Origin of the sequence: Pectobacterium brasiliense, assembly GCF_016950255.1 — a bacterium.
GTDB classification, from domain to species: domain Bacteria; phylum Pseudomonadota; class Gammaproteobacteria; order Enterobacterales; family Enterobacteriaceae; genus Pectobacterium; species Pectobacterium brasiliense.
In genome coordinates this window covers 1,136,142-1,148,660 of sequence record NZ_JACGFN010000001.1, presented here as the reverse complement: position 1 = coordinate 1,148,660, position 12,519 = coordinate 1,136,142, and the positions used below count along the sequence as shown (strand labels likewise).

Genomic DNA, 12,519 nt, shown 5'->3' with positions numbered 1-12,519 from the left:
GGAAGCAAAGAATGCGGCACAGCACATAGATTCAGGAAAAATACGATACAAGGAAAAGGGAGAGTAAAAGCATAACGTATTGAAAATGGCGCTGTATTTCAGCGCCATAGGGGAGGGGTTAGGCGTCAGGGAAGGTCAGCGTATTGCCCGGCGCTTCTCGATTAAGATGAAGAAAATTCAGGTGTCGTTCGTACTGATCCAAAATGTCGTTAATCACCTGTTCTTTGCTGTAATCCATCAGGTCATTCCCCTGGCTCCCTTCCAACAGGAAGGTTTCAAGGCGGTAATAATCTGATTTACCTGAGCGGGCCCGGTAGGTAAACGCCGGGACGCTATAGCGCTGTGGCCAAATCTGATAAAGGAAATTCTGTTCATCTCCCAAATCAACCAACAGTTCGAGATGGTTCAAGCGCTCATCTTCGACAGGCGGCAAGTCGTTGACTTCAACGCTGGTCCCTCGCAGGCGCAGTTCACGCGCGACATCCTCCATAGCGGCTTTACAGACGTTATCCAGCATTTTTTGCGTATGCGTTGTGCCGGGGAAATTCATGACGCGTGAGATGCGTTGCTTCCAGTTCAGACGGTCGTCACCGGAGATTGGCATCGGGGCTGAGGTTTGTAAGGAGCTGGCTTTACGGTAATCCTCAACCCGCAGTGATTTGTACAATCCCGCCATAATAAAGAACATCACAAAGCTAAACGGTAAGCCCATAATAACGGTGGTGTTCTGTAAGGCTGACACACCGTTTGTCATCAGCATGCCCAACGTCAGCAGGCCAATGGCGACTGACCAGAAAATTCGCAGCCAGTTTGGTGCATCATTGTTGATGTCGCCAAGGCGAGAGGTGAAATTGCCCAGCACCAGAGAGCCGGAATCGGCAGAGGTGACATAAAACAGCAAGCCGGTAATGGTCGCGACAGAGGCGCTTAAGCTAAAGCCGGGGTACTGCGCTAGCAGACTGTAGAATCCGCGCTCCGGGTGCTGCATGACTTCATTGGCAAAATCCAGATTACCGTGGAGCACCTGATAAAGCGCGCTGTTGCCAAAAATGGAGAGCCACAGCAGCGTAAAGACAAACGGAATGATCAATGTGCCGACAACAAACTGTCGAATCGTTCTGCCGCGTGAGATACGCGCCAGAAACAGCCCGACAAACGGTGCCCATGCGACCCACCATGCCCAGAAGAACAGCGTCCAGCTATTCATCCACTCGGTTGGGCGATCGAACGCAAAGCTGTTGAGCGTCATGCCCGTAAAGCGATTGATGTAATCCCCGACGTTCAGGACCAGTGCGTTTAGCAGAAACTCGGTATCACCCCAGAAAAGCAGAAAAAGAATCAGGCCTAGCGCGAGCAGGACGTTAAGCTCGGAGAGGAAGCGAATACCGCGATTGACCCCAGACGTTACGGAAACGGTCGCCATGATCACGGAAAGCAGAATGAGTGAGGCTTGAACGGTGAGATTTTCTGGGATCTGGAACAGGACTTTCAGTCCGTAGTTAAGCTGAACGACGCCGATGCCCAGTGTGGTCGCAATACCGAAAATGGTTCCGAGTACGGCCGCGATATCAACGCTGTGACCAATCGGGCCATTAATACGTTTACCAAAGATAGGGTACAGGGCAGAGCGAATCGTCAGCGGCAAATTATACCGGTAGCTGAAGTAGCCCAGCGCGATTCCCATCAGTGCGTACATTGACCAGCCGGTTAACCCGTAGTGAAACAGCGTCCAGACCATGGCCTGCCGTGCCGCTTCTATCGTCTGGCCTTGTCCTTCCGGCGGCATCATATATTGCGTGATCGGTTCCGCAACGGAAAAGAACATTAAATCGATGCCGATCCCCGCTGCAAATAGCATCGCTGCCCAGCTCATCAGGCTAAATTCAGGTTTCGACTGTTCTGGCCCGAGCTTGATCGATCCAAATCGAGATGACGCAATGAAGATGACGAAAACGATGTAGAGCGTGGCGGCTAGCAGATAGTACCAACCAAATGTGGCGGAAACCCAGCTAAGCGCGTGGGTAATCCAGGCATTCGCTTCTTGATTAAACAACATAGTCATCAGCGAGAAGGTCAGGATTAATCCCGCGGATGTGTAGAACACGACAGGATTCAGGCGATCCTGTTGGGTGGTTGTTTCTGATGCTGGCATGGTTATCCCTTGCGTGACGTGAACAGATACTCTGATTCCTCTCTCCACGAAGCGCGCTTAGCGCATATAAAGAATACGACGCTGGACATCCGCTGAGTACGCTTTCCGTTGAAGATGGTCATCAGAACAAAAAAGAAATTATTCTTTTTAAGGTAGAGTTATCATCTGAACTTAAACCATTTTTCATGATAATTGATACAGATTTTTAACCTTTCAGCAATAAAAGATATTCATTTTTTATTGAACGTTCAATCAAAAAAAAGTTTAATGGGACAAATCGGATCATGAATCACCGTCGTTTACCGTGATTCATCACCCAAAAATGAAGGGAAGACAATGAAGGGGACGTGTGGTGCCTAAAGTCGGAATGCAGCCCATCAGACGGCAGCAACTCATCGAAGCAACGCTGGCCGCGATTAACGATGTGGGGATGCATGATGCCTCAATCGTACAGATTGCCCGACGTGCGGGCGTGTCGAATGGAATCATCAGTCATTACTTCCGCGATAAAAATGGCCTACTGGAAGCGACGATGCGTTATCTGATTAGTCATCTGGGGCTGGCGGTGAAATCAAGATTGCTGAACCTGACAGAAAATACGCCGCGTGAACGTTTGCGAGCAATTGTTCAGGGGAATTTTGATGATAGCCAGACGAATAGCGCAGCGATGAAAACCTGGCTGGCGTTCTGGGCCAGTAGCCTGCATTCCCCCATGCTCCATCGGTTACAGCAGGTTAACGATCGGCGACTTTACTCCAACCTGTGTGTCGAATTCAGCCACTGTTTGCAGAAGGATCGCGCGCGCGTTGCAGCGAAAGGGTTGGCAGGGTTGATCGATGGGCTGTGGCTACGTGGGGCGCTAAACCATGAGGCCTTCAACCGCGAAGAAGCGCTGAGCATTACCTACGACTATATCGAACAGCAGCTCGTCCGCGCGTAATCCTTCCTTATCATTTTTGCCTTTTCTGCCGGAACGTTTGTTCGGGCAGCCATCAGACAGGAGAATTTATGTCTCACTACGGTTTACAACAGCTTTATATCAACGGCACTTATGTCGATAGCACGGGTGACGATACGTTTGAGGCGATTAACCCCGCGAATGGCGACATCATTGCTCACATTCAGTCGGCCACTGCTGCTGATGTTGACCGTGCGGTCAGTGCCGCAACCGCAGGGCAGAAAGTATGGGCAGCGATGACGGCGATGGAGCGCTCGCGCATTTTACGTCGCGCCGTGGATATCCTGCGTGAGCGCAATGATGAACTCGCCTTGCTTGAAACGCACGATACTGGTAAGCCGCTCTCGGAAACCCGCACTGTGGATATCGTGACTGGTGCTGATGTTCTGGAGTACTACGCAGGGCTGATTCCTATGCTGGAAGGTCAGCAGATCCCCCTGCGTGATACCTCATTCGCCTACACCCGTCGTGAACCGCTTGGCGTGGTCGCGGGTATCGGTGCCTGGAACTACCCCATTCAGATCGCATTGTGGAAATCTGCCCCTGCGCTGGCGGCAGGCAATGCGATGATCTTCAAGCCTAGTGAAGTCACGTCGCTCACCGCGCTGAAACTGGCGGAAATCTATACCGAGGCTGGGCTGCCGGCTGGCGTATTCAACGTGCTGACGGGGACGGGAAAATCGGTTGGTCAGGCGCTGACCACGCATCCGGGTATTGCCAAAGTCTCTTTCACCGGTGGGATTGCCAGCGGGAAAACGGTAATGGCCAATGCCGCAGGTTCGACCCTGAAAGACGTCACGATGGAGTTAGGGGGAAAATCACCGCTAATCATTTTTGATGATGCCGATTTGGATAGGGCAGCGGATATCGCCATGATGGCGAATTTCTTCAGCTCAGGGCAGGTGTGTACTAACGGTACACGCGTCTTTATCCCGCAGGCATTGCAAGCACAGTTTGAGGAAAAGATTCTGGCGCGCGTTCAGCGCATTCGTATTGGTGACCCGACTGACGAGCAGGTGAATTTTGGTCCGCTGGTCAGCTTCCCCCACAGAGAATCCGTACTGCGCTATATCGAAAGCGGAAAACGTGAAGGTGCTCGCGTGCTGGTGGGCGGCGAACCGATGACTGACGAGAAATATGCACAAGGTGCATTCGTTGCCCCTACCGTGTTCACAGATTGCCGGGACGATATGACGATTGTGCGTGAGGAAATCTTTGGCCCGGTCATGAGTATTCTGACGTATCAGAATGAGGATGAGGTTATCCGCCGCGCTAATGAGAGCGAGTATGGACTGGCTGCTGGCATCGTGACCTGCGATCTGAATCGGGCACATCGGGTGATTCATCAGCTTGAGGCAGGAATTTGCTGGATCAACACCTGGGGTGAGTCTCCGGCTGAAATGCCTGTGGGCGGCTACAAACATTCGGGTGTCGGACGTGAAAACGGCATAACAACATTGGAACACTATACGCAAATTAAATCGGTACAGGTTGAACTGGGTGAATTCCACTCGGTATTTTAAACGAAGGGGAGAAAGCCTAATGGAATATGATTACATCATTATCGGAGCTGGTTCGGCAGGCAACGTGCTGGCAACGCGTCTCACAGAAGAAAGCGACGTAAGCGTGCTGCTGCTCGAAGCGGGTGGCCCGGACTATCGTTTGGATTTTCGCACGCAAATGCCCGCCGCATTGGCTTTCCCATTGCAGGGGAAGCGCTATAACTGGGCTTATGAAACCGACCCAGAACCTCACATGAATAATCGCCGTATGGAATGTGGTCGCGGCAAAGGGCTGGGGGGTTCATCGCTGATTAACGGCATGTGCTACATCCGTGGCAATGCGATGGATTTTGATAACTGGGCAACCATGCCGGGTCTGGAAGACTGGAGTTACCTTGATTGCCTGCCGTATTTCCGTAAAGCAGAAACGCGAGACGTGGGGTCGAATGACTACCATGGCGCAAGCGGTCCTGTTTCAGTGACAACGCCGAAGATGGGAAACAATGAACTGTTTCATGCGATGGTTGAAGCTGGCGTACAGGCCGGATATCCGCGTACGGATGATCTTAACGGCTATCAGCAGGAGGGCTTTGGCCCGATGGATAGAACCGTCACGCCGAAGGGGCGTCGAGCCAGTACCGCGAGAGGCTATTTGGATCAGGCAAAAGGCCGTAAAAATCTGACCATCGTGACGCATGCCTTAACCGACAAGATTCTCTTCGAGGGAAAACGGGCCGTCGGCGTGGCTTACTTTAAAGGGGAAAGTGCGCAGACGGCGAAGGCACGCCGCGAGGTGCTGCTGTGTGCGGGCGCAATCGCCTCGCCGCAGATCTTGCAACGTTCTGGCGTGGGGCCGAAAGACTTGCTTCAGGGGCTTGATATTCCCGTGGTGCACGATTTGCCCGGCGTCGGCGAGAATTTGCAGGACCATCTGGAAATGTATTTGCAATATGCCTGCAAAGAACCGGTATCGCTGTATCCAGCGTTGCAGTGGTTTAACCAGCCAAAAATCGGCGCGGAATGGTTGTTCAATGGCACTGGTGTTGGGGCTAGCAACCAGTTCGAAGCAGGTGGCTTTATTCGCAGTCGGGATGAGTTCGCCTGGCCGAATATTCAGTACCACTTCTTGCCCGTCGCGATTAATTACAACGGCAGCAATGCGGTGAAAGAGCACGGATTTCAGGCGCACGTCGGCTCCATGCGTTCACTCAGTCGGGGGCGTGTACAAGTGCGATCCAAAGACGCCCGCGAGCACCCTAGCATCTTGTTCAACTATATGTCGACGGAGCAGGATTGGCAGGAGTTTCGCGATGCGATCCGCATTACGCGTGAAATCATGGCGCAGCCCGCACTGGATAAATACCGTGGGCGAGAGATCAGCCCTGGGCTGGAGGTTCAGACTGATGAGGAACTGGACGAGTTTATCCGTACTCATGCTGAGACAGCATTCCACCCCTCCTGTTCTTGTAAAATGGGAGAGGATGAGATGGCGGTGGTCGATGGGCAAGGCCGCGTTCACGGTATGGAAGGGCTACGCGTGGTGGATGCTTCCATCATGCCGCAGATTATTACCGGTAATCTGAACGCGACAACCATCATGATTGCCGAGAAAATTGCCGACCGAATCCGCCGGCGTCAGCCGCTGCCGCGCAGCAAAGCGCGCTACTATGTTTCCGGAAATACCCCTGTGAGAAAAGCGCCGCTGAAGTCGGTTTCGTGACGCTTCCTGCATAGCCAGATGGACCGTAGAGAAAGCGCGGTCCATACTTTTCATTGCTATACACAATCTGACAAACAAACGCCTTCCGCACCATTACTATGGGTGACAACACCATCAGTGATGTCACTTTTCCTTGAGGAATGAAAATGAATAATTGGCTGCAACAGATTCAGGGCTTATTGGGCTCCGGTAGCAAGCAGGGAAATCAGCATCAAGGGGGGAAAAACGGCAATTTGGGCGATATGCTAAAGCCTGCTGCGCTGGGCGGTTTGGCGGGCGTCTTGTTATCGAATAAGTCCACGCGGAAAATCATGGGGTCGTTGGGTAAAAATGCGTTGATTATTGGCGGTAGTGCCGCGGCGGGCGTGGTGTTGTGGAACCAGTACAAAAAACGCGTTCGCGATACGCATCAGGACGATCCGCAGTTTGGTACTCAGTCCTCGGGCGACAATATTCGTGCCCGTCGTCTGATCCAGGCTCTGGTTTTTGCTGCAAAAAGTGACGGCCATATTGATGCGACTGAGAAACAGCGTATTGATGAGAATATTCAGCAGCTGCAACTGGGCAGTGAAGCGCAGCGCTGGGTGCAGGAAGCCATAGAACAACCGCTTGATCCAATTTTGCTGGCGAAAGATGTGAAAAATGAGGAAGAGGCGCTTGAAGTCTACTTCTTGAGCTGCGCGGTCATTGATGTCGATCACTTCATGGAGAAAAGCTATCTGGATGCGTTAGCGACCGAATTGAAGATACCACAAGATGTACGGCAGTCGATCACCAATGAACTGAAAAGTCCATCATAGTAGGGCGAGTGGTTTAAGCGGTGGTGAGATAATGTCGGAGAAATAAATGGATAACGCGGGCGAAAGGTTTTTCGCCCGCAGTGCTATCTGATGCTTAGAAAGCGCTGGTGTCTTTGAACAGACCGACTTTCAGCTCGTCAGCGGTATAGATCTGATGACCGTCAACCAGCACTTCGCCATCAGCAATCCCCATCACCAAACGGCGATTGATCACACGTTTAAAGTGAATGCGATAGGTCACTTTCTTCGCTGTTGGCAGCACCTGTCCGGTGAATTTAACTTCACCCACGCCGAGCGCGCGGCCTTTGCCTTCGCCACCCAGCCAGCCCAGATAGAAGCCGACCAATTGCCACATGGCATCCAGACCGAGGCAACCTGGCATCACCGGATCGCCGATGAAATGGCAACCGAAGAACCACAGGTCAGGCGTGATATCCAATTCGGCTTCCACATAGCCTTTGCCATATTTACCGCCGTCTTCCGTCATTTTAACGACGCGGTCCATCATGAGCATGTTAGGGGCAGGCAACTGAGGGCCGTTCGGGCCGAACAGTTCGCCACGACTGGAGGCAAGGAGGTCTTCTTTTGTATAGGATTCGCGTTTATCTACCATGGTCTCTGTAAGCCTTGTTTTAATGAAGCACGCAGATTAGCGTACACCTGTACGCTGGGCAAGTCTGTTGCGTCTGGTTGAACCAGTTGGTTTAACGGAAAAACCAAGGGAAACGTCTACGTTCTTGCGGTGTCAGTTGCCCAATTCGCTCACGAATGGCGGACAGCAGGTTTGGCTGCTGTTCATCGTCATAAGCGCAATTGGTCAATAATGACAACGCTTCCGGCGCCGTTTCTACCGGGAAAAGATGGAATTTCCCTTCGCGTACCGCTTCAACGACATCTTCCTGTAAACAGAGATGACGTAAATTAGCCGCAGGTAAAATCACGCCCTGTGTTCCCGTCAATCCACGACGCTGGCAGACCTCAAAGAAACCTTCAATTTTCTCATTCACGCCGCCAATGGGTTGCACGTGACCAAATTGATCGACGGAGCCGGTCACAGCGAACTGCTGATTGATTGGCCGCAAGGAGAGGGCGCTAACCAGCGCGCACAGCTCCGCCAGTGAGGCGCTGTCGCCATCGACTTCGCTGTACGACTGCTCGAAGACCATGGACGCCGAGAAAGGCAGTTGTTGATCAAGCTCCAGTTCCGTAATCAGGAACGCCTGCATAATCATCATCCCCTTGGCGTGTAAATTGCCAGCAAGTTCGGCTTTGCGTTCAACGTCGGTGAATTCACCGTCGCCAGCGTGAACCACGCAGCTGATACGTGTCGGCTCGCCAAAGGCAACGGGATAGCCAGGGAATTCCAGTACGGAAAGCCCATTGATCTGACCGACGACTTCGCCTTCCGTTTCGATCAGGATTTGGCCTAATTCTATTTCATCCTGCATACGTTCACGAAGGTAGCCTTCACGCCATTGGCGAGCGGCAACGGCGTCAACCAGCGCCTGCTCCGTGATTTGACCATCTCTGGCGTATAGCGATGCATATTTTAACTGGCTAATTAGCCAGCGTGGGCATAATGGCAAATTACCCTGATCGCCGCTGTAGCGTATTGCAACGTTCACTAATGCCGGCCAGGCATCGGCGTCCAGCAACGGTAGTTGATTTTCGCTACATAGTGCGTTGATGTAGGAACACCAGCGCGCCATGTCATCCGTTTCAATCAACTGCAATTGCGCTTCGAACTCGCCGTAAATAGCGTGTTCGCCTAATTCCGGCTCCATATCATGAATATCTGCCAGACTTTCACGGTCACCGAGAATGATCAGGCGAATATCAAGCGGCATAGGTGGCACATCAACAGGAAGTGGCTTGCGCTCGTCTGGTGACTGCCAACGATAAATGCCTTCAGCCATAATCTGCTTCAGGCGTAGCCACATCAACGGCTGAGCCAGCAGCGCTCTGGCTGATAGGATCAACGTGCCGCCGTTAAGCTGATGAATCAGCCCTGGGTGCAGCGTGATTTCATCGTGAAAACTGCGTACGCAGCCGAAGAGTTGTTCAGGCTCAATCCATTCCTGATAGCCACAGAACTGCTGTGCGGCAAAATTATCTGCAGGCTGTGTGGCGGGTTCGACCCGGATATGACGACCCTCAATGATATATTTACTGCCATGTATCGCCCCGGAGTCTGGCCAGATGGCGCTTAGCGCACGGGCGATCAATGCCATATATTCATCATTCTCTTGCGCTTTCAACAGCATAAAGCGGGAAGGGGAACGAGGGTGGCAAAAGAGCGTCAGACTGTCTGCCAGACGCGACTGAATAGCGGAGAATTCAGCAGGAGCAAGTTGAGCTGCCTGAGTGAATAGCGTTTGATAAGGCGTATTATTGGGCAGTAAATGCTGCCATGAGAGTCGGTTACTGGTCAAAGTATCAATGTAATCGTCTGAAGGAAAAGCGTGATTATACAAGAATAATCTAGACTTCGCATAAGGAGAGTCATCTCTCCGTCATCTTTCATACGTTGAAGCTCAGACCACGTTTGGCTAATCATCTTAAAAGCTGTCAGAAAGCTGCCAGAAAGCGGTCAAAATCAGGGAAAACTGTTATGCTGAAAGTCACGTTACGCGGTCACTGAAGAATTTAATATGAAATATCAACAACTAGAAAATCTTGAGTGCGGGTGGAAATGGAAATACCTGGTGAAGAAGCATCGTGAGGGAGAAGAGATTACGCGTTTTCTCGAACAAAGCGCTGCGGATGACGCTGTACAGGCATTGCTTAAAATGGAAAATCAGCCGGTAAAAGTGCTGGAGTGGATTGCACAATGTATGAATCCCTCTTTAGAAAACCGGATGAAGCAAACGATTCGTGCACGGCGTAAACGCCATTTCAACGCAGAGCACCAGCATACTCGCAAGAAATCGATCGATCTGGAATTCCTGGTCTGGCAGCGCCTTGCGGCTCTCGCTCAGAGACGTGGAGTGACCTTATCAGAAACGATTGTGCAGTTAATCGAAGACGCCGAGCACAAAGAAAAATATGCAAGCCAGATGTCGCTGCTTAAACAGGATCTTAAAGCCATTCTGAATAAAGACGAGACGTGATCTGTTTTTTGTCATTTATTGCGCTGACAAACATGCATAAAAAACGCAGGGAGCGTTTTTCAACGTTGCGGAGCAACGGCCCACAGGGTGACGGACAAGGATACACATCATAAAAAAAACCTCGCCGGAGCGAGGTTTTTTTCGTTAATAACTTAAGCCTGAGGCTGAGTTACAACGTCTTTGATGCCTTTAACTTCGATCTCTACGCGACGATCCGGTGCCAGGCAGTCGATCAGCGCAGCACGAGGCTTCACGTTGTCACAGGTAGAACCGGTAACTGGTTGAGATTTACCCAGGCCACGAGCAGAGACTTTGTTCGCAGGGATACCTTTAGCAACCAGGTAATCAACTACGCTCTGTGCACGTTTTTCAGACAGGCCTTGGTTGTATTGCTCTGAACCTAAACGGTCAGTGAAGCCCAGAACAACAACGGAACCGTCTTTCGGATCCAGAGAGCTCAGCTGGGTGTACAGTTGATCCAGAGATTGCTGGCCTTCTGCTTTCAGCGTTGCTTTGTTGAAGTTGAACAGGACGTCAGATTTCAGCGTGAAACGCTTGGTTTCAACAACTGGAGCCGGAGCTGGAGTTGGAGCCGGAGCAACAACTGGTGCTACGCGGTCATCCTGGCCGAAACGGTAAGACAGGCCAACGCTCATCAGCAGGTTGTCTGGACGGGCACCAACGGTACCAGCATCACCAATGTTGCTTACCCATTGGTAGTCAACACGTGCAGCCCAGTTTTTGTCGATAGCGTATTCAACACCAACTGCAGCCAGCGGAGAAACGCCAGTGTCGTCGTTGTTGATGTCGCCGCCGCCGATAGCCGCGTGGCTGTCTGCGCGCCATACCATACCACCCAGACGGCTATAAACGTCCAGATCAGGCAGAACTGGGTAGCTCAGTTTAGCAGCCAGTTGGATGCCCTGTGCTTTGAAGCTCGCGCTGTCTGCTGCGTTAGCAGTAGAACCTGCATACTTCATGCGGCCCAGCCAGTCATAGCCCAGTTCAAAGCCCAGGTACGGGTTGGCTTGATAACCAACAAACGCACCAGCGCCTAACTTGCTTTTGATCGGGTTGTTATTGATACCGGTGTAACCATTACCGTAGAAACCAGTATCGTGGAATTGAGACACACCCAGTTTACCACCGGTGTACCAGGTATTGTCTTTAGGAGCTGCTTGCGCGACGGTCGCGAAGCTAGCCAGTGCCACTGCAACTGCGATAGCTGTTTTTTTCATTTTACGCCTCATTATCATCCAAATCGGCAATTAACCCGGAGGGCTAATAAACCTTTGGTTAAAATCCTTTGGTCGGAGACTTTGCCCTTATTTATGACTCACTGTCAGTCAACTGACGTTATAAAAGAGCAACTCCAGCGAGTTAAAGTCTACAACGTGATGAGAAAGTTACAAGTATGATGTGATTTGCGTCATAAGAAAATCGCACGATTCATACATACTTGCTAACAAATAGTAGATGCTTTTGACAGATCTTACGCCTTTTAGCTGTATCAAATATATCCAAAAAGCCCGCAGAATACCGCTCTGCGGCGATCGACAAGACATATAACCTGAATGGGCTGAGAAAATTCTTAATTTACTTAATGATACAATGTCGAATGAATTTTAAGGCTAGGAAACAGTCTATAGGCGTCAGCGCCAGCACTTTCTGGCCGCATAATAAAGCCATACGTATTTCCTGCCTGTGCGGCGTGCCGTAACCGAACCTTCTCTTCTTCCGTCAATTCGTGCGGTAACCAGCATAAAACAGCGCTGTAATTCCCTGTCAGCAAGGCTCTTTCCATGGCATCAACGGTAAACAGCGGATTGATGTGGTGGAGTTGCACCATTTTATCCAGCGGCAGCCCAGATTGCTGGACCCAAGGGCGGCTCAATTTTTGCTGCGGTGAAAGCCATAACAGCCAACGAGACTGCGTGCCTAACTGCTGTAAGAGCGGTAATAACAGGTGTGTGACTATGGGCTGATCGGCGTTGTACACGATTTCGCTGATAATTCCACCTGTGGCAACCGAGGGCTCCGCAGCGTGTTGATTTGCAGAAAATGATGACGGCTCGATGTTGTGAGAGCGGATTGATTGCGTACGCATAATGAGTTCTACCCATAGTGTTACTGTATGAACATACAGTATATGCTGTGTGCGTGAAAATCAACCTGATTTTTTGAAAGCGCTTCGCATATTCCTTATGCAAGAGACAGTAAACACATTTACTGTTTGAAGCCGCATCGGGGCTGTGGTTAATTATTTGTTCCTGCTAC

The 12,519-nt window shown here is 51.1% G+C and carries 10 protein-coding genes; 5 read left to right on the top strand and 5 right to left on the bottom strand.

Features of this window, described 5'->3' with window-relative positions:
• Positions 1 to 118: 118 nt before the first annotated feature.
• Entirely contained in the window at positions 119 to 2,152 is a 2,034-nt protein-coding gene (locus tag H4F65_RS05140; RefSeq protein WP_010287194.1) for a choline transporter, read from the bottom strand.
• Between the two features lie 352 nt (positions 2,153 to 2,504).
• On the opposite strand from H4F65_RS05140, the gene betI reads away from it, so the two are divergent.
• The 4 genes from betI (at position 2,505) to H4F65_RS05120 (ending at position 7,132) form a co-directional block, all read left to right on the top strand.
• Positions 2,505 to 3,092, top strand: a complete 588-nt coding sequence (gene betI / locus H4F65_RS05135; protein WP_010287197.1) for a transcriptional regulator BetI — start codon at positions 2,505 to 2,507, stop codon at positions 3,090 to 3,092.
• 68 nt (positions 3,093 to 3,160) lie between these two features.
• The gene (gene betB, locus H4F65_RS05130) at positions 3,161 to 4,633 is read left to right on the top strand and encodes a betaine-aldehyde dehydrogenase (RefSeq protein ID WP_039319761.1); all 1,473 of its coding nucleotides are present in this window, start codon (positions 3,161 to 3,163) and stop codon (positions 4,631 to 4,633) included.
• A 19-nt stretch (positions 4,634 to 4,652) separates the two neighbouring features.
• A complete protein-coding gene (gene betA, locus H4F65_RS05125) occupies positions 4,653 to 6,332 on the top strand; it encodes a choline dehydrogenase (protein WP_010275997.1) in 1,680 nt (559 codons plus the stop codon).
• A 146-nt stretch (positions 6,333 to 6,478) separates the two neighbouring features.
• The gene (locus H4F65_RS05120; RefSeq protein WP_010275999.1) at positions 6,479 to 7,132 is read left to right on the top strand and encodes a tellurite resistance TerB family protein; all 654 of its coding nucleotides are present in this window, start codon (positions 6,479 to 6,481) and stop codon (positions 7,130 to 7,132) included.
• 94 nt (positions 7,133 to 7,226) lie between these two features.
• Here H4F65_RS05120 and fabA read toward each other — a convergent pair whose 3' ends face one another.
• Complete coding sequence (fabA, locus tag H4F65_RS05115) at positions 7,227 to 7,745, bottom strand: bifunctional 3-hydroxydecanoyl-ACP dehydratase/trans-2-decenoyl-ACP isomerase (protein ID WP_010276001.1); 519 nt, start codon at positions 7,743 to 7,745, stop codon at positions 7,227 to 7,229.
• 91 nt (positions 7,746 to 7,836) lie between these two features.
• A complete protein-coding gene (locus H4F65_RS05110; RefSeq protein ID WP_039319764.1) occupies positions 7,837 to 9,606 on the bottom strand; it encodes an AAA family ATPase in 1,770 nt (589 codons plus the stop codon).
• A gap of 177 nt (positions 9,607 to 9,783) precedes the next feature.
• Between H4F65_RS05110 and matP the strand changes: the two genes are divergently transcribed.
• On the top strand, positions 9,784 to 10,242 hold the full coding sequence (gene matP / locus H4F65_RS05105) for a macrodomain Ter protein MatP (RefSeq protein WP_010276007.1): 459 nt from the start codon (positions 9,784 to 9,786) through the stop codon (positions 10,240 to 10,242).
• Between the two features lie 152 nt (positions 10,243 to 10,394).
• Here the strand turns inward: matP and ompA are convergent, their stop codons facing one another.
• Positions 10,395 to 11,480 carry a porin OmpA gene (gene ompA, locus H4F65_RS05100; RefSeq protein WP_010276011.1) on the bottom strand — a complete coding sequence of 362 codons (1,086 nt, stop codon included), beginning with the start codon at positions 11,478 to 11,480 and terminating at the stop codon, positions 10,395 to 10,397.
• A 362-nt stretch (positions 11,481 to 11,842) separates the two neighbouring features.
• The gene (sulA, locus tag H4F65_RS05095) at positions 11,843 to 12,349 is read right to left on the bottom strand and encodes an SOS-induced cell division inhibitor SulA (protein ID WP_010276016.1); all 507 of its coding nucleotides are present in this window, start codon (positions 12,347 to 12,349) and stop codon (positions 11,843 to 11,845) included.
• Between the last annotated feature and the right edge of the window lie 170 nt (positions 12,350 to 12,519).

Coding starts and splice junctions, on each gene's coding strand:
- fabA (WP_010276001.1), bottom strand. CDS start 7,745: ATGGTAGATAAACGCGAATCCTATACAAAAGAAGACCTCCTTGCCTCC.
- sulA (WP_010276016.1), bottom strand. CDS start 12,349: ATGCGTACGCAATCAATCCGCTCTCACAACATCGAGCCGTCATCATTT.
- H4F65_RS05140 (WP_010287194.1), bottom strand. CDS start 2,152: ATGCCAGCATCAGAAACAACCACCCAACAGGATCGCCTGAATCCTGTC.
- matP (WP_010276007.1), top strand. CDS start 9,784: ATGAAATATCAACAACTAGAAAATCTTGAGTGCGGGTGGAAATGGAAA.
- betB (WP_039319761.1), top strand. CDS start 3,161: ATGTCTCACTACGGTTTACAACAGCTTTATATCAACGGCACTTATGTC.
- betA (WP_010275997.1), top strand. CDS start 4,653: ATGGAATATGATTACATCATTATCGGAGCTGGTTCGGCAGGCAACGTG.
- ompA (WP_010276011.1), bottom strand. CDS start 11,480: ATGAAAAAAACAGCTATCGCAGTTGCAGTGGCACTGGCTAGCTTCGCG.
- H4F65_RS05120 (WP_010275999.1), top strand. CDS start 6,479: ATGAATAATTGGCTGCAACAGATTCAGGGCTTATTGGGCTCCGGTAGC.